This window comes from Halorubrum sp. AS12, assembly GCF_051122765.1.
Lineage (GTDB): Archaea > Halobacteriota > Halobacteria > Halobacteriales > Haloferacaceae > Halorubrum > Halorubrum trapanicum.
In genome coordinates this window covers 1,990,478-2,008,349 of sequence record NZ_CP185385.1, presented here as the reverse complement: position 1 = coordinate 2,008,349, position 17,872 = coordinate 1,990,478, and the positions used below count along the sequence as shown (strand labels likewise).

Below are 17,872 nucleotides of genomic sequence, written 5' to 3'. Positions count from 1 at the left end.
ATCAATCATGATAACGTTCATAGTTCCCGCCTCCGTGGTGTGTGAGGTATGCCAGGCGGACACGCTCAGACCCTGCGACCGTTCATGTGGCGCGCGGAGCGACTGTACCCGGACATCGAGATCGTCTCGCGCACCCACGAGGGGCGCACGCGACACACGTACGCCGAGTACGCCGACCGGACAGCCCGGCTCGCGAACGCCCTAGACGACCACGGGATCGAGCGCGGCGACCGCGTCGCGACGTTCTGCTGGAACCACACTCGGCACTTCGAGACGTACTTCGGCGTCCCGAACACCGGGGCACAGCTCCACACGATCAACCCGCTGCTGCCCGACGAACACATCCAGTACATCGTCGACGACGCCGCCGACGAGATAATCTTCGTCGACCCCTCGCTCGCCGAGAAGATCGCGGGCGCCGCCGACGGGGCGGAGGAGTTCGAGGGCGTCGACTTCGTCGCGATGGGGTCGGAGGGGATCGACGCGCTCGACGCGCCCGCCTACGAGGAGTTCATCGGCGACTACTCGACCGAGTACGACTGGCCCGACCTCGACGGCGACCAGCCCGCCGGTCTCTGTTACACCTCCGGCACGACGGGGAAGCCGAAGGGCGTCGAGTACACCCAGTCGATGCTGTGGAGCCACACGATGGCCTCCCAGACGCCGCAGGGGATCCCGATGGAGGACTCCGACGTGGTGATGCCCGTCGTCCCCATGTTCCACGTCAACGCGTGGGGGATGCCGTTCACCGCGGCCGCCGCGGGCGCGAAGCACGTCTACCCGGGTCCCTCGCCGGACCCCGCGGACCTCGCGGCGCTGATCGAGGAGGAGGGCGTGACGGTCTCCGCGGGCGTTCCGACGGTGTGGCTCGGCCTGCGCGAGTACGTCGAGGCGGGCAACGACGTCGACCTCTCGACGCTCGACACCGTGATCATCGGCGGCGCGGCCGCGCCGAAGGCGCTGATCGAGTGGTACGACGAGCGCGACGTCGAGGTGCTCCACGCGTGGGGGATGACGGAGCTGTCGCCGATCGGCACCGTCTCGCACCTCAAGAGCGACCTGCGCGACACCGACTACGAGACGCAGGTGAACAAGCGCTCGAAACAGGGCCTCGTCGCGCCCGGTCTGGAGTTCGAGGTGATAGACGAGAACGGCGAGGAGGTGCCGTGGAACGGCGAGGACTTCGGCGAGCTCCGGATCCGCGGCCCGTGGGTGACGAAGGAGTACTTCAAGCGCCCGGAGGCGAGCGAGGAGGAGTTCGTCGACGGCTGGCTGAAGACCGGCGACGTGGTCACCGTCGACGAGGACGGCTACATGCAGCTCGTCGACCGCACGAAGGACGTGATCAAGTCGGGCGGCGAGTGGATCTCAAGCGTCGAGCTGGAGAACGCGATCATGGCCTACGACGGCGTCAGCGAGGCGGCCGTGGTCGGCGTGCCCCACGAGCGCTGGCAGGAGCGTCCCGTCGCCTTCGTCGTCGTGGCCGACGGCGTCGACCGCGAGGAACTCGTCGAGCGGATCGAGACCGGCCTCCGCGAGGAGTACCCCAAGTGGTGGGTGCCGGACGCGGTGGAGTTCATCGACGAGGTGCCGAAGACCGCGACCGGGAAGTTCTCGAAGAAGGACCTCCGCGAGCGGTACGGCGATCAGTCGCTCGTCGAGGGCGCGGTGCCGGAAGACGACGCGCCCGGAGAGGAGTAGCGCCGAACTGAGCGCGGCCGCCGCGCGGTTACTCGTCTTTCAGTCGTCACGCACGCTGCCGATCTTATTCGTCGTCGCGCTCGCCGATGACCCACTTGTGCGAGTAGCTCTCGCCGCAGGTACAGTGAGCGTACGCGTGGACCACGTCGCCCTCGGCGTAGAGACCGCCGACCTCCTCGTTTTGCGCCTCCGCGAACGCGAAGACGAACCGGATCTCGTGGTCGCCGTCGGGACCGTCGCCCGCGTCGTCGCCGTCCCCGTCGTCCGCGAACGGGCACGCCCCGTCGTCGAGCGAGCGCGCGATCTCGCCCTCGGCGTCCATCGCGGTCTTCGCGAACTCCATCGCGCCCATGCCCGTGCCGGCCTGGAACGCGGACCGCCCGGTCTCGCCGTCGAGGATCAGGCGCACGCCGCCGTCCGTCTCAGACCCGACCTCCCGGAGTCGGGAGTCGTCGTCGAGGTACGCGTCGCTCACGTAGAAGACCACGTCGTCGAGCCGCTCGCCTGCGAGGAACTCGTCGAGGTTGCTCATGCCTGTCCGAGACGCGTGAGCGGTAAAAGGCGTGCGAGTCGGTCCGAGCGGAACCAACGCGCGTCGCGGGTAGGACAAACCGGTACGTGTCGCGGGTAGGACAAACCGGTACGTGTCGCGGGTAGGACAAACCGGTACGTGTCGCGGCCGGGCGAGAGGCGGACCCGACCTAACCATGGCAAATCGTGTAGAATCGGAGAAACTGTTAAGGCGTACCACGGAGATCCGTCGCGTGATGAGTACGCAGACCAGATCCGGCGACCGGCTCGCAGAGTGGGCGCAGCTGGTCGACGAGGACGTGCCGGAGGAGCTCCGAGAGGAGCGGTCCGGCGACCGATAACTTTCACCCCGCTTCGCGAAGGCTTTAGGCCGGTGCCGGTCAAGAGCCGTCGATGGCGACCGAGGCCGCCGGCATCGATAGACCCCTGCTCGTCGACGACTTCCTCCAGGAGCGCCGTTACCAGCTCCAGCTGGCGGCGTCCGCCGCCGACGAACACACGCTCGTCTGTCTCCCGACCGGTCTCGGCAAGACGACGGTCAGCCTGCTCGTCACCGCCGAGCGGCTCCACGAAGTGGGTGGGAAAGCCCTCTTTTTAGCCCCCACCAAACCCCTCGTTCAGCAGCACGCGGACTTCTACCGCGAGGCGCTCTCGATTCCGGACGAGGAGATCGTCGTGTTCACCGGCGACGTGAAGCCCGACGACCGCGCCGCGGTCTGGGAGGACGCCCGGATCGTGATCGCGACCCCGCAGGTCGTCGAGAACGACCTCGTCGGCAACCGGATCTCGCTTTCCGACGTGACCCACCTCACCTTCGACGAGTGCCACCGCGCGACCGGCGACTACGCGTACGTCTACATCGCGGAGCGCTACCACGCCGACGCGGCCGACCCCCTCGTCACCGGCATGTCCGCCTCGCCCGGCGGCGACACCGAGGAGATCGAGACGGTCTGTGAGAACCTCGGGCTGGTGAACGTCGAGGTGATGACCGAGGCAGACGCCGACGTCGACGAGTACACCCACGACACCGACGTCCAGTGGGAGCAGGTGACGCTCCCCGACGAGGTGCTCGAGATCCGCGACGCGCTCAACGAGGTGATCACGGACCGGTTGGAGAAGCTGAAACAGCTCGGCGTGACGAACACGACGAACCCCGACCTCTCGCAGAAGGACCTCAACAAGATGCGGGGGAAGCTGAAGCAGATGATGGACAACGACCAGTCGGACGGGTACAAGGGGATGTCCACCCACGCCGAGGTGATGAAGCTCCGGCGCGCGACCGAGCTGGTCGAGACCCAGTCGGTCGAGTCCGTCCGGCGCTACTTCGAGCGCCAGCGCGAGGCCGCGCGCTCGTCGGGCGCCTCGAAGGCGAGCCAGCGCATGGTCGCGGACCCCAAAGTGAGAGAAGCGATGCGGAAGGCGGAGTCGTTCGACGGGCTCCACCCGAAGTTCTCGAAGGCCCGGATCCTCTTGGCCGAGACGCTCGGCATCAACGGCGGCGAGCGCGCCATCCTCTTCACCGAGTCCCGAGACACCGCCGAGGCGCTCGTGGAGTTCCTCTCCGCGAGCTTCGACACCCGCAAGTTCGTCGGCCAGGGCGACAAGGACGGCTCCGACGGGATGAGCCAGAAACAGCAGCAGGAGACGCTCGACGAGTTCAAGGCGGGCGAGTTCGAGGTGCTCGTCTCCACCTCGGTCGCCGAGGAGGGACTCGACGTGCCCGAGGTCGACCTCGTCTGCTTCTACGAGCCGGTCCCGACCGCGATTCGCTCGATCCAGCGCAAGGGGCGGACCGGTCGGCAGGCCGAGGGGAAGGTGGTCGTCCTGATGGCCGAGGACACCCGCGACGAGGCGTTCTTCTGGATCTCGCGGCGGCGCGAGAAGAAGATGGCCAGCCAGCTGGCCGAGCTGAAGGAGGCCACCGACGACATCGAGGAGACCGTCGGCGACGACGGGCAGGCGGGACTCGACGCGTTCTCCGGGGGGTCCGAAGACGGGAGCGACGCGGACGCCGAGGTCGACGAGAGCGCGGGCGGGGGCGACGAGGCGGCCGACGCGGACGGCGGAGACGGTGAGGACGCCGACGCCGGACTCACCGACTTCGCCGAGGAGGCCCGGACCAGCGGAGACGAGATGGACGATGAAGGGACCGAGGGCGACGAGGACGCGGACGAGGACGGCGTCATCGCGACCGCCGGCGTCGACGAGGGCGTCGAGGTCGTCGTCGACCAGCGCGAGCTGGACTCCTCCATCGCGAAGGACCTATCGACGCGCGACGGCCTGGTCACCCGGCTGGAGACGCTCTCCGTCGGCGACTACGTGCTCTCCGACCGCGTCGCCGTTGAGCGCAAGTCGGCGGCCGACTTCGTCGACTCGATGCTCGACTCCGACCGCTCGATGTTCGAGCAGGTGGGCGAGCTCTCGCGGGCGTACGCCCGGCCGGTGATGATCGTCGAGGGGACGAACCTCTACGGCCAGCGCGACATCGACCCCAACGCGATCCGCGGCGCGCTCGCGTCGCTCGCGGTCGACTTCGACGTGAGCGTGCTCCGCACCGAAGGCGAGGAGGACACCACCGAACTGCTCGCGACGGTCGCCAAGCGGGAGCAGGAGACGCGCGACCGCGAGGTGAGCGTCCACGGCGAGAAGACGACGAAGACCCGGGCGGAACAGCAGGAGTACGTCGTCTCCTCCATCGCCGACATCGGCCCGGTCACGGCGCGGACCCTCCTCGAACACTTCGGTACGGTCGAGGGCGTGATGACCGCGCCCGAGGACGACTTACTGGAAGTCGACGGCGTCGGCCCGGTGACCGCGGAGCGCATCCGCGAGGTCGTCGGAAGCGAGTACGAGTAGTCGGGTCGCCGCCCGGACGACGAGCGCGGTCAGTCGAACCCGCTCACCAGCGTGACGACTCACTTCCCGAGGTCGTACTCGGAGCGGACCTCCACGCGCGTCACCCACTTCACCCACTGGAACCCCCGCCGGTCGGGCGCGACCAGCCGCGCGGGCGCGCCGTGGCCGTGGCTCAGGCGCTCGCCGCCTCGGCGACGACGAAGGCGAACAGCGACCAGTCGACCGCGCGCGGCGGCGGCTCCAGGCGGTCGAGCGCGCTTCGGATTCGATCCCTCATGGACACCTCAACTGTGGTACGTGCTACCGAGACAAAAGGCTACAGTTCGGGGGATCCGCGCCCCCGCTACAGCTCGTGGACCTCGCCGTCGACCGCGAGCGGCTCCGCGAACGCCTCGTCGGCGGGGTAGTAGTGCGCGAGGTGGACGAGGCGCGTCCGGTCGGCGTCGAGGTCCTCCGCGAGCGCGAGCGCCCCCTCCCGGGTCATGTGTTTCGTGCCGAACGTCCGCGGGACGCCGTCTGGCCCCTCGTGGCGCCCGCCGATCGGGTGGTGTTCGCACAGCGAGGCCGGGACGATGGCGTCGGCGAGCAGTAGGTCCGGGTCGGCGAGCGCCTCGCGGGAGGCCTCGGGGACGTCGTAGCTGGTGTCGCCGGTGAGCGAGAGCTTCGCGCCCGTCTCCGGGTCCTCGATGACGACCCCGTAACACAGGAGCGGCGGGTGATCGACGGGGACGAACCGCACCTCGAACCCGCAGGTCTCGAACGGCTCGAACGGGTCGCGGGCGTGGACGCCGATCCGGTCTTCGAGGTAGTCGTACTTGTCGCGGATCGTCTCCGCGACGCTCTCGTCGGTAGCCGGGTCGGTCTCCGAGGGCGCGTGGACCGGAAGCCCGTCGACGAGCCGGTAGACGTTCCCCAACCCGTCGAGGTGGTCAAAGTGGATGTGCGTCACGATACCGGCGTCCGGGAGGGGAACGTCGGCCGCGAGGAACTGCTGTCTGAAGTCGGGACTGAAGTCGACGAGCAGCGACTCGCCGGTACGCTCGTTGGCGACGTGGACGGAGAAGCGCGACCGTGACACTCCGCGCTCGCGGGCCGTAACGCAGGTGTCGCAGTCGCAGCCGACGGTCGGCGTCCCCGTCGTGTCGCCCGTCCCGAGGAGGGTGACCCGCATGGATCGCGGTGCGGGGGCCACGGCCTTAGCGTCCGCGGTCGGGACCGCCGGACACCGAGGTCTGAGACGACCATGCCGCGGCCAGACCCCGGACGTATAACTCCGAGCCGCCCCGATCCGGACCATCGGACACCAGTCGCAGCCTCACCCTCGCGCGGCTCCCCTCGGGAGTGCCGATCCGGACGACGGTCCACGCGTACGGCGAGGGGGAACTCGTCGACGGCGACGACGGTCCCGAACTCGACGCGCCCGGAGACGCGCCCGTGGTGTACGCGCAGGCGGCACAGCACGGCCGGGAGGTGAACGGCGCCGCGGTCCTCCGGCGGCTCCACGACCGGCTCGTCGGCGACGAATCGAACGAAGAGAGCGAACCGGCGGCCGTCGACCTCGTCGGGACGCTCGTGACGGTGCCCGTCGCCGATCCGCTCACCTTCGATCGCGTCTCGTACACGACCCCGGAGTCGCTCGACTCGCGACAGCCGAACATGAACCGCTGCTGGCCCGGCGACGCGGAGGGGTCGCTCCACGAGCGGATGGCGGCCCGCCTCTGGGCGTTCGCGAGCGAGGCGGACGCGATCGTCGACCTCCACACCGGCTCGCCGTCGATGGCGACGCATACGGTGTACATGCGCGGCGACGAGGCCTGTCGCGGGCTGGCGGAGGCGTTCGGCACCGACCTCCTGCTCGCGGAGGCGGCCGGGGATGACGCGGACACCGAGTGGGACGAGCGCGGATTCGCGGGGAAGCTCCGGGTCGCCGCCACGCGCGAGGAGATTCCGACGATCACGCCGGAACTCGCCCACAGCAAGGAGGTCGTTCCGGCGGCGGTCGAGACCGGCGTTCGGGGGATGTTCGGCGTCCTCAGGCGCGAAGGGCTGCTCTCCGGCGACCCCGATCCGTGGGACGGTGTCGTCGCGCGCAACCACCTCGGACGGGTCATCGCCGAGGATTCGGGGCTGTTCGTCCCCGAACCAGATCTCGCCGTCGGCGACCGGGTGACGGAGGGAGAGCGCGTCGGCGAGGTGTTCGACCCGACGACGTTCGAGACGCTCCAAGTCGCGCGCGCCGACCGCGACGGGATCGCGTACTCTGTCGCCCACGAAGCGACGGTCACCGCGGGCGCGACGCTCGTCGGCGTCGCGGAGCGGATCGACGAGGAGTGAGTCGGAGCCGTCGAAACGGCCGAGCGGTCGGGGGCTACGGTCGTCGAACCCGGATCTGGCCGTCCGCCGCGACCGTGACGAACAGCCGGCGACGGACCTCGCGGCCGCGGACCGCGTCGCCCGCGCGGTCGCCGATCGCTCTCATCAGTTCGGGCGCCGTCTGGTTCACCTTCACGCCGGCCTCGTCGCAGGCGTCGTACACGCGCTTCGGCGCGTCGTAGAGGTCGGTCCCGGTCTCGATTTCGACGCGGACCGGGGCCGACAGCGCCTCCGCGAACGCGACCGTCTCGCGGGCGCGCTCAACGTTGTCGCGGGCGCTGGCCTCGACGCTGGAGACGTTCGCGCGAGAGGTGCCGAGCCGGTCCGCGATGTCAGACTGGCGAAGCCCGCGCTCGCGGAGCGCCAGCACCTCCGCCTGCCGGCGGGTGAGCACGCTCTCGTCGGCGTCGAACCCGGCCCGCTCCAGGATCGAGTCGGCGTCGACGTCCGCCGGGTCCGGCCGCTCGTCGTCTGCCACCATAGGCTCACCGACGGGCCGGGCGGTCAAAAAACGGCGGTTTCGCGCGGCGGGCGCGGGTGGGGAAAGAGCGGGTCGGGCGGGAATCGACGGCGTCCGGACTGTCCGTGGGGCGGGGCTGCCCCGGGAGCCGTCACTTGCCCCAGAAGTTCTCGCGGCTGCCGAGCCGTTCGCGGTCCGTGCGGTCGCGGCGGCTACGCTCCTCGTCGTCTGTGTCGGCGTCCGCGTCGCCGTCCGCGGTCTCGGCGTCGGACTCCTCCGCGTCCGGGTCGTCGGGGAGGCGCTCGATCACGTTCTCCGCCGTCGCGTGGCTGGATTTCACCCGATGGATCTTGACCTCGGCGCGCGCCGGGGGGAGGAGACCGTCGACGAGGACGATGAACCCGTCGTCGGTGCGCCCGACGCCGGCGCCGCTCTCGTGGATGTCGTCGACCTCGACGACGACCGCCTCGCCGGGTTGGACCGGCTGCTGTTTCAGCTCGTAGATCGGCATGTCGTAGTGGTTACACCACTCCGCGCCGCCTTTGTTGCCGTAGTGTTGGCACCCCATCCCCTCGATCCGTTCGTCGAAGCTGGGGCAGTCGTCGGCGAGTGGACAGTCCGCCATACCGTAGGGGAGACCGGCCGCCGTTGTAAACGTTTTCGACTCTCTGACCGAGATTCGTGAAAACAGGCGATTCACGCGGCCGAGCGGCGGCTGATTCGATAGGGGAGATTCGCGACACCGGCGGCTCACGGGCGGGAGGACAGCGTCACAGGAACTCGCGGACCTCGGAGTACCACATGTCGTGGTGGTCGACGGCGTCGATCGCGTCGGCCACGTCGACCGCGATGGCGTGCCAGCAGCGCTCGTCCGGGTCGTCGGGGTCGAGGTTGTACGTCGCGTCCGCGCAGGTACACTCGCCGTCCTCGATCACGTACTCGTCCTCGTGGCCGACGACGACGGTGAAATCGCGGTACTCCTTCACCCGTCCCTCACCCACGGCCTCGATCGCGCGCTGGCCGCGGTCGCCGTGGGCCTCGACGATGGCCGCGGCGATCGGGCCGGTCAGCTCTCCGGCCTCCGCGATCGCCGCGCGCCAGTCGTCGACCGGCTCCATGCCGATTCCTTCTCGGGCGGTCGGTTAAATCCCGTCGGTCGGATCGAGACGGATGCGTGGTTGGTCGTGAAGCAGAACACCGCCAAAGCCCCAGCCGCGCCGCTCAGTATTTAAATATCACGTCGCTGTCGGCGGTCTAAAGCGGCCACACCCATCGTTTATCAGAAAAGACGGGTCGACGCTACCGTCTCGGCGGTCGAAACCCGTTTATAAACTACTACCGCCGAGTGCGCTCGGCGCTACTCCAAGACGATCAGCACGTCGCCCATGTCGACGCTGTCGCCCTCGCCGACGTGGACGCTCGCGACGGTGCCGCCGCGCTCGGCCACCACGTCGTTCTCCATCTTCATCGCCTCGAGCACGCAGACCACGTCGCCGGCGGCGACCTCGTCGCCCTCGGCCACGTCGACCGAGAGGATCGTCCCTCGGATCTCCGCGTCGATGGCCTCGCCGCCCTCGGCCACGTCGACCGCGTCGTCGCCGCCGTCGTCGGATTTCGCCTGCGGGGGTCGCTGCTGACCTCCCGCGCCGCTTCCCCCGCTCTCGGGGACCGGGATGGCGGGCGCGCCGCGCTCCTCCAGCTCGACGTCGAAGCGCTTGCCGTTCACCTCGACGGTGAACTCGCGTTCGGTCACCTCGTCGTCGTCGCCGTCGCTCGCGGAGACCGACTCCGTGCCCCACTGCTCCTGCGCGTCGGCGACGCGGTCGGCGTCCAGCTCCTCGTCGAGGTACTTCGTCGTGTGCGTGCCGTCGACGAAGCGCCGGTCGTCGAGCATGAGCCGGTGGAAGGGGACGATCGTGACGACGCCCTCCAGGTCGTACTCCGCGAGCGCGCGCTTCGACCGCGCGAGACACTCCTCGCGGTCGCCGCCCCACACGATCAGCTTCGCGATCATCGAGTCGTAGTCGGTGACCAGCTCGTCGCCCTGCCGGAGCGCGTCGTCGACGCGCACGCCGATCCCGCCCGGCGGGTCGTACGTCTCCAGCGACCCCTCGTTGGCGGGCTGGAAGTCGTCCGCGGCGTTCTCGGCGTTGATCCGGAACTCGATCGCGTGGCCCTCCAGCTCCACGTCGTCCTGCGAGACGGAGAGGCCCTCGCCGCTCGCGACCCGGAGCTGCTCTTTGACGATGTCGATCCCCGTCAGCTCCTCCGTGACGGTGTGTTCGACCTGGATTCGGGTGTTCACTTCGAGGAAGTAGAACGGCGTGTCCGGGCCGAGCGGCTCCGACGGGTCGCGCTCGGGGTCCTCCTCGACGAGGAACTCGACCGTCCCGGCGTTGGTGTAGTTCGCGGCGGCGACGCCGCGGCGGGCGGCCTCCCCAATCTTCTCGCGCAGTTCGTCGGAGAGGGCGGGAGAGGGACCCTCCTCGATCACCTTCTGGTGGCGGCGCTGGAGCGAGCAGTCGCGCTCGCCGAGGTGGACCACGTCGGTCTCGGTCACCGAGGCGTCGCCGCTCGCGTCGCCGGACCCCGCGGCCGGGTCGTCCGCGACGACCTGGACCTCCACGTGGCGGGGGGTCTGGAGGTAGCGCTCGAGGTAGACGGAGTCGTTCGAGAAGTACGCCTCGCCCTCGCGTTTGGCGGATTCGAGCGCCTCTGCGGCCTCGTCGGCGCTCTCGACGACCTTCATCCCGCGGCCGCCGCCGCCGCCCTCGGCCTTGATCGCGACGGGGTAGCCGTGCTCGTCGCCGAACTCCGTGACGGCCTCAACCTCGGTGACCGGCTCCGTCGTCCCGGGGACGATCGGCACGTCGGCGTCGTCCATCACGCGGCGGGCGTGGGTCTTCTCGCCGAGCCGCTCCATCGCGTCGCTTTCGGGACCCACCCACGTGATCCCGTCGGCGGCCTCGACGCGCGCGGCGAAGTCGGCGTTCTCCGCGAGGAAGCCGTAGCCGGGGTGGATCGCGTCGGCGCCGGCCGACCGCGCCGCCTCGACGACCGCCTCGCCGTCGAGGTACGAGTCGGCCGCGCGGGCGGGCCCGACATTGTACGCCTCGTCCGCGTACCGGACGTGGCCGCCGTGCTTGTCGGCGTCGCTGTAGACGGCGACGGTGTCGACGCCCAGCTCCTCACAGGCCCGCATCACCCGGACCGCGATCTCGCCGCGGTTCGCCACGAGAACCTTATCGAACATTCCTGTCGGTTCTTCCACGAACTGCTACCAAACTCTGTCGGTCCGTGACGAGACGAGTACTCGGTCCGTGCCGGGACGGTTAAGGGGGTCCCGGGCGCCACAATGAGGTATGCTCGACGCGGGAAACCCGTACGTGTTGCCGTCGGTCCTCGTCGGCGCCGCCGTCTACCTCGGACTCACGGTGGCCACCGACGTATCGCTGCCGATCCGGATCGGCGCGCTCCTCGCCTTCGTGGTCGTCGTCCCGGCCGTACTCAACCGCCTGTTCGGCGGCCGGGGCGGACCGACGAGCCTCGGCGACGAGAGCGAGTCGACCAGCGAGACCGCGGGCGATGAGAGATCTGCTAACGAGTCGGCCGGCAACGAAGGACCCCGCTGAACGACCAACTGCGAGACTCTTTACCACAGATATATATGTCAGCGGACGTATCTGCGAACGCGCCCTGAATCAGGGCCGAGTCGACGGCGCGACGGTCTGACGCCGCGCTGTCGGGGGAATGCGCGCGTCCGGACATCTCTGCCTCCGGCGGTTTCGTTCGATGTATAAGAAACCCAAGTAGTTTTGGTCCTCTCGATCGGGTCCGCAGGAGTAGCGTGACCGACCGCTCAGAACCGGTCGCTCCGGCCGGCCGCCGTCCACGGGTCCGTCGGCGCGTCCGCGGGAACGCGCACCCGGCGCCGGTGAAGCCGATCGATCCGCGCGGCGAGTCCCCACCGGTCCTCGTCGCGGCCGTCGTCCGCGTCGCTCGCGGCGGCCGCGGCGGCGAGTTCGCCGTCTCTGAGGTGCGCCGCGACCGCGGCGGCGATGGCGGCCGCCTCGTCGTCGCCGGCGTCGTCGGGGATCGACAGGCCGGCGAGCGCGGCCGTTTCCGGAGCCGTCCGTTCGCCGACGGCCGCCTCGCCGTCGGCCGCCTCCTCGTCGACCGCCATCAGATCGGGATGTTGCCGTGTTTCTTCGCGGGCTGATCCGAGCTTTTCCCCTTCAGCATCTTCAGGTCCTGGATGAGGCGCGCGCGCGTCTCGGTCGGCTCGATCACGTCGTCGACGAAGCCGCGGTCGGCGGCGGTGTAGGGGTTCGCGAACTCCTCGCGGTACTCGTCGATGAGCTCCTGTCTGCGCGCGTCGGGGTCGTCCGCCTCGGCCAGCTCCTCGCGGTAGAGCACGTTGACGGCTCCCTTCGGTCCCATCACCGCGATCTCCGCGGTGGGCCACGCGTAGTTGACGTCGCCGCCGATGTGTTTCGACGACATCACGCAGTAGGCGCCGCCGTACGCCTTCCGGGTGATGACGGTGAGCAGCGGGACGGTCGCCTCCGAGAAGGCGTACAGCAGCTTCGCGCCGTGACGGATGATCCCGTTGTGCTCCTGGTCGGTGCCGGGCATGAACCCGGGCACGTCCTCGAAGGTGACGATGGGGATGTTAAAGGCGTCACAGAACCGGACGAACCGCGCGCCCTTCTGGCTCGCCTCGATGTCGAGGGTGCCGGCGTTCACGCGGGGATTGTTCGCGACGACGCCGACGGAGTGGCCGTCAAGGCGGGCGAAGCCGACGACGACGTTCTTCGCGAAGTTCTCGTGAACCTCGAAAAAGGAGCCCTCGTCGGTGACGCTGCCGATCACGTCTTTCATGTCGTACGGCTTCCGGGGCGCGTCGGGGACGATTTCCGCGAGCTCGTCGTCCGCGCGCTCGGGGTCGTCCCACGGCTCGACGCGCGGCGGGTCCTCCACGTTGTTCGCGGGGAGGTACGACAGCAGGCGGGCGATGTTATCGAGCGCCTCCTCCTCGCTCTCCTCGGCGAAGTGCGCGACGCCGGAGGTCGACGAGTGGGTGACCGCGCCGCCCAGCTCCTCGAAGCTCACCTCCTCGCCGGTGACCGTCTCGATGACGTCCGGCCCGGTGATGAACATGTGGGAGGTGTCTTTCACCATGAACGTGAAGTCCGTGATGGCGGGCGAGTACACCGCGCCGCCCGCGCACGGTCCCATGATCGCCGATATCTGCGGGATCACGCCCGAGGCCTCCGTGTTGCGCCGGAATATCTCCGCGAAGCCGCCGAGGGAGGCGACCCCCTCCTGAATGCGGGCGCCCGCGGAGTCGTTCAGGCCGACGACGGGCGCGCCCACGTCCATCGCCTTGTCCATCACCTTACACACCTTCTCGGCGAACACCTCGCCGAGCGACCCGCCGAAGACGGTGAAGTCGTGCGCGAACACGAACGTCTTCCGTCCGTTCACCTCGCCGTAGCCGGTTACCACGCCGTCGCCCGGGATCTGCTTTTCCTCCATCCCGAACGTGTGGTTGCGGTGGGTTCGGAACCGGTCGAACTCGTGGAAGGTGCCGTCGTCGAGGAAGTAGTCGATCCGCTCGCGGGCGGTCATCTTCCCTTTGTCGTGTTGGGACTGGATCCGGTCTTCGCCCCCGCCCTTCGCCGCCCGCTCGCGGCGCTCCCGGAGGTCCTCGATACGGTCGTCCATCGTCACGGCGGACCACCCTGCGTCATTACCTCATGGGTCGGCGAGCGCCGTCAAAAGGGTTCCCCTATCCGACGTTTCGCCGTTCGACGCTCGTCGAATCCGCGTCGCGGCGGCGGCGGCGAACGAGGGCACCGGGATCGACCGCGCGACCGCCGCGGAACGGCCCTGTCGCGGGTTCGCACGGGGAGAAGCGGTTCGACGCTTTTAACCCTCCGATGAACCACTCTCCGTTGAGACAGGCTTCGCCTGTTTCACTGACCCGTAGGAGCGACCTGCGTACTACGGAGGTGAAAATGGCAGACACAATACAAGAGGCCGTAACCCTCGCACTCGACGATGCGCCCGAGCGGAACTTCCGCGAGACCGTGGACATCGCGATCAACCTGCGAGACCTCGACCTCAACGATCCGTCGAACCGTATCGACGAGTCCGTCGTGCTGCCGGCTGGAACGGGGCAGGAGACACAGATCGTCGTCTTCGCGGAGGGCGAAACCGCCGTCCGCGCAGAGGAGGTCGCTGACGAAGTGCTCGACAGCGACGACCTCGAAGACCTCGGAGACGACGACGACCGCGCAAAGGATCTGGCCGACGATACCGACTTCTTCGTCGCGGAAGCCAGCCTGATGCAGGACATCGGTCGGTACCTCGGTACCGTCCTCGGTCCGCGCGGGAAGATGCCTACCCCACTGCAGCCGGACGACGACGTCGTCGACACAGTCAACCGGATGAAGAACACGGTGCAGCTCCGGTCGCGCGACCGGCGCACGTTCCACACCCGCGTCGGCGCCGAGGACATGGGCGCCGACGCGATCTCGGACAACATCGATGTCATCATCCGGCGACTCGAAGCAGACCTCGAGAAGGGACCGCTCAACATCGACGGGATCTACGTGAAGACCACGATGGGTCCCGCGAAGGAGGTGCCCGTATGAGCTCGGTCCGCAAGACCGAGACGATCCCCGAGTGGAAACGCGAGGAGGTCGGCGAACTCGTCGAGTTCATCGACTCGTACGCGTCCGTCGGGATCGTCGGCGTGGCCGGCATTCCGAGCCGGCAGCTCCAGGCCATGCGCCGGGAGCTTCACGGCTCGGCGGCCGTCCGCATGAGCCGCAACACGCTCACGAACCGAGCGCTCGAAGAGGTCGACGACGGGGTCGAGGCGCTGACGGAGTACGTCAGCGGCCAGGTGGCGCTCGTCGGCACCAACGACAACCCGTTCGGTCTCTTCAAGCAGCTCGAAGCCTCGAAGACCCCCGCCCCGATCAACGCGGGCGAGGTGGCCCCCAACGACATCGTGATCCCCGAGGGCGACACCGGCGTCGACCCGGGACCGTTCGTCGGCGAGCTCCAGACCGTGGGCGCGGCCGCCCGCATCCAGGACGGCTCGATCAAGGTGACCGAGGACTCGACCGTGCTGGAGGAGGGCGAGGTCGTCGACGACGACCTCGCGAACGTCCTCGTCGAGCTCGGCATCGAGCCGAAGGAGGTCGGTCTCGACCTACGCGCCGTCTACTCCGAGGGCGTGCTGTTCGAGCCGGACGAGCTCGAACTCGACGTCGACGAGTACCGCGCGGACATCGAGTCCGCCGCGGCCGCCGCGCGCAACCTCTCGGTCAACGCCGCGTACCCGACGGCCGCCACCGCCGGCACCCTTCTCGCGAAGGCGTCCGGCGAGGCGAAGTCCGTCGGCCTGTTCGCGGAGATCGAGAGCCCGGACGTCGTGCCCGACCTGATCGGGAAGGCCGACGCCCAGCTGCGCGCGCTCGCGACGCAGATCGACGACGAGGAGGCGCTCCCCGAGGAGCTCCAGGGCGTCGAGACCGCGCCGGCGACGGAGCCGGCCGACGACGACGCCGACGAGGAGGAGGAACAGGCGGACGAAGAGACGGAAGACGCCGAGGAGACCGACGACGACGCCGACGACGACGGCGGCGACGGCGGCGACGGACTCGGCGCGATGTTCGGATAACACGAGGTACACACAAATGGAATACGTTTACGCTGCGCTCATCCTGAACGAGACTGGCGAAGAGATCAACGAAGACAACGTCACCGGCGTGCTCGAAGCCGCCGGCGTCGACGTCGAGGAGTCCCGCGTCAAGGCGCTCGTCGCCGCGCTGGAGGACGTCGACATCGAGGACGCCATCGAGACGGCCGCCGCGGCCCCCGCCGCCGGTGCCGCTTCGGGCGGCTCCGCCGACGCCGACGCGTCCGCCGACGAGGCTGACGACGACGACGAGGCCGACGAGGCCGACGCCGCCGAGGAAGCGGCCGACGACGACGACGAGGAAGACGGCGACGGCGGCGAGGGTCTCGGCGAGCTCTTCGGCTAACGCCGGAGAACCGTCGACCCGCCGACCGCCTCGATCGACTCCCGACCACCCAATTTTTATCGGACCCGCTATCCGGAGTGATAACGCCGTCCGCGAGTTTATATACGGATCTCGGAAACGGAGAGGCGATGAAGATCGTCGACGGCGACAAGGCGGAGTGCGATCGGTGCGAGTCGGTGTTCCCGCTCGCGGACGTCTCCCTGTTGGAAAAGGAGACCAACCGCGACTACGAGCGGGTGTTGTGCGGCGACTGTCTCAAAATCGTCGGCGTGCCGCGCGGGTACAGCCTGCGGCGGGACATCACTCACCTGGCGAAGTGATCGCACCCGGCGCAGTGATCGCACCCGGCGGAGCGCCCATCGAAGTCCTTTTTTAGCGGCGACGGGAAGCCGCAGCCATGGAAATCGACGCGGAGCTCCGTCGGCAGATCACCGTTTCGCTGGCGGCGGCCGCGGTGTTCATCGCCGGGCTGGTCGGTATCGGGGTTACCTTCGGCGGATCGAGCGCTCTCCCGGAGGCGGGAGCGCTCGCGCTCGTCGCGCTTCTGGCCGGGTTCGTCCTGCTGATGGCCGGCGTCGGAACGTACCTGATGCGCACGGGCGACGAGTCGTAGGGACGCCGGGCCGTCGTCCGCTCCTTCTCCGCCCTCCTCGGGCGACGTATCGGATTCACGCCTCGCTCGTTTCGTCCGTCTCGCGACCGGCCCGCCAGTCGGTCACCTCGTCGGTCGCCGCCACCCGTTTCTCGTAGTACGAGAGGGGATCGGCCGCGACCTGCATGTGGTCGTCCTCGTTGTGACAGATCCCGTAGTTCGCGAGCGTCTCGCAGGTCGGCGGCGGGTACTGGGTCCCCCGCTCGTCGGTCAGGTACTCGGTCTGGTAGCGGATCCCCTCGGCGTCGAGGCTCGTGTCCGCGCAGAAGGCGACGACCTCGTCGGGCGTCATCCCGATGCCGACGAGGAACGCCATCAGCGCGAACGACTCGGCCGAAGAGAGCGCGGCGTCCCGCTCCGCCTTCTCGATCAGGTTCGTCATACACGGCGGGAACAGCGCGGGCGCGACGACATCCGGCGGCTCCGCGTACGTCCGCTCGGAGAGCAGCCGGCGGAGGTCGGCGACGCGCGACTCCAGCGCCTCGGCGATCCCCTCGTCGGCCGCCAGCTCGAAGGGCAGCCCATCGGCGACGCGGTCCTCGACGGCCGCTTCCAGCGCCGCGAGCAGCTCGTCGCGGGAGACGCGCACCGCCCCGTCGGCGAGCGCACGGTTGACGAGCCGCCAGGAGTCGCCCCACTCGGGCGAGGTGAGCCGGAGGTACGGACCGACGTCGATCCGGTAGCGGTCCGGGTCGCGGCCGGCGCCGCTCCCGACCGCCGCCGCGCCGCTGCCGGCTCCCGAACCTCCGCCGCCCGCGCTGCCGACGCCGGCCGGGGAGCTCGGGTCGGGCCGCACGGCGGCCGCGAGGTCGAACTCGGCGAGCAGGTCGTCGAGTGCGACCGTCGCGGACGACACCGACCGCAGCTCGTCGTCGGTGTCGAGGTCGCGGCGGATCCGCTCCATCGCGGTCGCCGCCTCCGCGGCGGCGTACTTCTCGATGGCGGGGTCGGAGTCGAGCAGGGAGACGAGGATCCGCGCGATGGGGTACGAGAGCAGCTCCGCCTGCGTGTCGTACGCCGACTCGCCCGGAAACGCGCCGCTCTCGGAGGCGACCGTCCCTTCGAGGAGGGCGCGCTCGACGCGCTCGCGGGCGCGCTCGACAGCCGGCGCGTCGGCCGCGACGAGCTCCGGCAGCGACACCGCGGCCTCCGCGACCGCCTCGCGGGCGCTCGCGAAGAACGGGTACTTGGCGTCGAGCGCGTCCATGTCGGCCCGAGGTAGTGAGGGCCGGCGAATAA

18 protein-coding genes and 1 pseudogene are annotated in these 17,872 nt (G+C 69.3%); 9 read left to right on the top strand and 10 right to left on the bottom strand.

Translation table 11 applies throughout. The annotated features are described in order from the left end of the window. The first annotated feature begins 48 nt into the window (after positions 1-48). Positions 49-1,701: a long-chain fatty acid--CoA ligase gene (locus tag ACODNG_RS10000; protein ID WP_434521195.1), complete on the top strand. Its 1,653-nt coding sequence runs from the start codon at positions 49-51 to the stop codon at positions 1,699-1,701. Between the two features lie 64 nt (positions 1,702-1,765). Here the strand turns inward: ACODNG_RS10000 and ACODNG_RS09995 are convergent, their stop codons facing one another. Continuing rightward, on the bottom strand, positions 1,766-2,233 hold the full coding sequence (locus ACODNG_RS09995) for a DUF5807 family protein (protein ID WP_434521194.1): 468 nt from the start codon (positions 2,231-2,233) through the stop codon (positions 1,766-1,768). A gap of 392 nt (positions 2,234-2,625) precedes the next feature. Between ACODNG_RS09995 and ACODNG_RS09990 the strand changes: the two genes are divergently transcribed. Further along, positions 2,626-5,088, top strand: a complete 2,463-nt coding sequence (locus tag ACODNG_RS09990) for a DEAD/DEAH box helicase (RefSeq protein WP_434521193.1) — start codon at positions 2,626-2,628, stop codon at positions 5,086-5,088. A gap of 59 nt (positions 5,089-5,147) precedes the next feature. On the opposite strand, the pseudogene ACODNG_RS09985 reads toward ACODNG_RS09990, so the two are convergent. Continuing rightward, positions 5,148-5,276, bottom strand: a pseudogene (locus ACODNG_RS09985) (molybdopterin-dependent oxidoreductase); the annotation flags it as partial. Positions 5,277-5,431: 155 nt separating this feature from the next. Further along, complete coding sequence (locus ACODNG_RS09980) at positions 5,432-6,259, bottom strand: MBL fold metallo-hydrolase (RefSeq protein ID WP_434521192.1); 828 nt, start codon at positions 6,257-6,259, stop codon at positions 5,432-5,434. Positions 6,260-6,429: 170 nt separating this feature from the next. Between ACODNG_RS09980 and ACODNG_RS09975 the strand changes: the two genes are divergently transcribed. After that, complete coding sequence (locus ACODNG_RS09975) at positions 6,430-7,422, top strand: succinylglutamate desuccinylase/aspartoacylase family protein (protein ID WP_434521191.1); 993 nt, start codon at positions 6,430-6,432, stop codon at positions 7,420-7,422. A 34-nt stretch (positions 7,423-7,456) separates the two neighbouring features. Here ACODNG_RS09975 and ACODNG_RS09970 read toward each other — a convergent pair whose 3' ends face one another. From ACODNG_RS09970 to ACODNG_RS09955, 4 genes are all read right to left on the bottom strand, one after another. Further along, on the bottom strand, positions 7,457-7,942 hold the full coding sequence (locus ACODNG_RS09970; protein WP_209545380.1) for a Tfx family DNA-binding protein: 486 nt from the start codon (positions 7,940-7,942) through the stop codon (positions 7,457-7,459). A gap of 130 nt (positions 7,943-8,072) precedes the next feature. After that, on the bottom strand, positions 8,073-8,546 hold the full coding sequence (locus ACODNG_RS09965) for a TRAM domain-containing protein (RefSeq protein WP_434521190.1): 474 nt from the start codon (positions 8,544-8,546) through the stop codon (positions 8,073-8,075). Between the two features lie 145 nt (positions 8,547-8,691). Then, positions 8,692-9,039 (bottom strand): hypothetical protein, encoded by a 348-nt coding sequence (locus tag ACODNG_RS09960; RefSeq protein ID WP_434521189.1) that lies wholly within the window; start codon positions 9,037-9,039, stop codon positions 8,692-8,694. Between the two features lie 239 nt (positions 9,040-9,278). Beyond that, entirely contained in the window at positions 9,279-11,174 is a 1,896-nt protein-coding gene (locus ACODNG_RS09955) for a biotin carboxylase N-terminal domain-containing protein (protein WP_434521188.1), read from the bottom strand. A gap of 109 nt (positions 11,175-11,283) precedes the next feature. Between ACODNG_RS09955 and ACODNG_RS09950 the strand changes: the two genes are divergently transcribed. Next, positions 11,284-11,553, top strand: a complete 270-nt coding sequence (locus ACODNG_RS09950) for a hypothetical protein (RefSeq protein WP_434521187.1) — start codon at positions 11,284-11,286, stop codon at positions 11,551-11,553. A 227-nt stretch (positions 11,554-11,780) separates the two neighbouring features. On the opposite strand, the gene ACODNG_RS09945 is transcribed toward ACODNG_RS09950, so the two are convergent. Further along, on the bottom strand, positions 11,781-12,104 hold the full coding sequence (locus tag ACODNG_RS09945; RefSeq protein WP_434521186.1) for a hypothetical protein: 324 nt from the start codon (positions 12,102-12,104) through the stop codon (positions 11,781-11,783). Continuing rightward, the gene (locus tag ACODNG_RS09940; RefSeq protein WP_434521185.1) at positions 12,104-13,648 is read right to left on the bottom strand and encodes an acyl-CoA carboxylase subunit beta; all 1,545 of its coding nucleotides are present in this window, start codon (positions 13,646-13,648) and stop codon (positions 12,104-12,106) included. Before ACODNG_RS09940 ends, ACODNG_RS09945 begins: the two co-directional genes overlap by 1 nt. A gap of 293 nt (positions 13,649-13,941) precedes the next feature. Between ACODNG_RS09940 and ACODNG_RS09935 the strand changes: the two genes are divergently transcribed. The 5 genes from ACODNG_RS09935 to ACODNG_RS09915 all read left to right on the top strand — a co-directional run bounded on the left by ACODNG_RS09935 (position 13,942) and on the right by ACODNG_RS09915 (position 16,594). Next, positions 13,942-14,580, top strand: a complete 639-nt coding sequence (locus ACODNG_RS09935; protein ID WP_209545370.1) for a 50S ribosomal protein L1 — start codon at positions 13,942-13,944, stop codon at positions 14,578-14,580. Next, positions 14,577-15,617 (top strand): 50S ribosomal protein L10, encoded by a 1,041-nt coding sequence (locus ACODNG_RS09930; protein WP_434521184.1) that lies wholly within the window; start codon positions 14,577-14,579, stop codon positions 15,615-15,617. The genes ACODNG_RS09935 and ACODNG_RS09930 overlap by 4 nt, the downstream gene beginning before the upstream one ends. A 16-nt stretch (positions 15,618-15,633) precedes the next feature. Continuing rightward, a complete protein-coding gene (rpl12p, locus tag ACODNG_RS09925; protein ID WP_434521183.1) occupies positions 15,634-15,981 on the top strand; it encodes a 50S ribosomal protein P1 in 348 nt (115 codons plus the stop codon). Between the two features lie 128 nt (positions 15,982-16,109). Further along, entirely contained in the window at positions 16,110-16,301 is a 192-nt protein-coding gene (locus ACODNG_RS09920) for a hypothetical protein (protein ID WP_434521182.1), read from the top strand. A 77-nt stretch (positions 16,302-16,378) separates the two neighbouring features. Next, positions 16,379-16,594 carry a DUF7472 family protein gene (locus ACODNG_RS09915; RefSeq protein ID WP_209545362.1) on the top strand — a complete coding sequence of 72 codons (216 nt, stop codon included), beginning with the start codon at positions 16,379-16,381 and terminating at the stop codon, positions 16,592-16,594. Between the two features lie 55 nt (positions 16,595-16,649). On the opposite strand, the gene ACODNG_RS09910 is transcribed toward ACODNG_RS09915, so the two are convergent. Next, positions 16,650-17,840: a DNA primase gene (locus ACODNG_RS09910; protein WP_434521181.1), complete on the bottom strand. Its 1,191-nt coding sequence runs from the start codon at positions 17,838-17,840 to the stop codon at positions 16,650-16,652. Positions 17,841-17,872: the final 32 nt, after the last annotated feature.

What these genes read in the sequence shown, in the direction of transcription:
- ACODNG_RS10000 (WP_434521195.1), top strand. Translation starts at nt 49, where the DNA reads ATGCCAGGCGGACACGCTCAGACCCTGCGACCGTTCATGTGGCGCGCG.
- ACODNG_RS09995 (WP_434521194.1), bottom strand. Translation starts at nt 2,233, where the DNA reads ATGAGCAACCTCGACGAGTTCCTCGCAGGCGAGCGGCTCGACGACGTG.
- ACODNG_RS09990 (WP_434521193.1), top strand. Translation starts at nt 2,626, where the DNA reads ATGGCGACCGAGGCCGCCGGCATCGATAGACCCCTGCTCGTCGACGAC.
- ACODNG_RS09980 (WP_434521192.1), bottom strand. Translation starts at nt 6,259, where the DNA reads ATGCGGGTCACCCTCCTCGGGACGGGCGACACGACGGGGACGCCGACC.
- ACODNG_RS09970 (WP_209545380.1), bottom strand. Translation starts at nt 7,942, where the DNA reads ATGGTGGCAGACGACGAGCGGCCGGACCCGGCGGACGTCGACGCCGAC.
- ACODNG_RS09965 (WP_434521190.1), bottom strand. Translation starts at nt 8,546, where the DNA reads ATGGCGGACTGTCCACTCGCCGACGACTGCCCCAGCTTCGACGAACGG.
- ACODNG_RS09960 (WP_434521189.1), bottom strand. Translation starts at nt 9,039, where the DNA reads ATGGAGCCGGTCGACGACTGGCGCGCGGCGATCGCGGAGGCCGGAGAG.
- ACODNG_RS09955 (WP_434521188.1), bottom strand. Translation starts at nt 11,174, where the DNA reads ATGTTCGATAAGGTTCTCGTGGCGAACCGCGGCGAGATCGCGGTCCGG.
- ACODNG_RS09950 (WP_434521187.1), top strand. Translation starts at nt 11,284, where the DNA reads ATGCTCGACGCGGGAAACCCGTACGTGTTGCCGTCGGTCCTCGTCGGC.
- ACODNG_RS09945 (WP_434521186.1), bottom strand. Translation starts at nt 12,104, where the DNA reads ATGGCGGTCGACGAGGAGGCGGCCGACGGCGAGGCGGCCGTCGGCGAA.
- ACODNG_RS09940 (WP_434521185.1), bottom strand. Translation starts at nt 13,648, where the DNA reads ATGGACGACCGTATCGAGGACCTCCGGGAGCGCCGCGAGCGGGCGGCG.
- ACODNG_RS09935 (WP_209545370.1), top strand. Translation starts at nt 13,942, where the DNA reads ATGGCAGACACAATACAAGAGGCCGTAACCCTCGCACTCGACGATGCG.
- ACODNG_RS09930 (WP_434521184.1), top strand. Translation starts at nt 14,577, where the DNA reads ATGAGCTCGGTCCGCAAGACCGAGACGATCCCCGAGTGGAAACGCGAG.
- rpl12p (WP_434521183.1), top strand. Translation starts at nt 15,634, where the DNA reads ATGGAATACGTTTACGCTGCGCTCATCCTGAACGAGACTGGCGAAGAG.
- ACODNG_RS09920 (WP_434521182.1), top strand. Translation starts at nt 16,110, where the DNA reads ATGAAGATCGTCGACGGCGACAAGGCGGAGTGCGATCGGTGCGAGTCG.
- ACODNG_RS09915 (WP_209545362.1), top strand. Translation starts at nt 16,379, where the DNA reads ATGGAAATCGACGCGGAGCTCCGTCGGCAGATCACCGTTTCGCTGGCG.
- ACODNG_RS09910 (WP_434521181.1), bottom strand. Translation starts at nt 17,840, where the DNA reads ATGGACGCGCTCGACGCCAAGTACCCGTTCTTCGCGAGCGCCCGCGAG.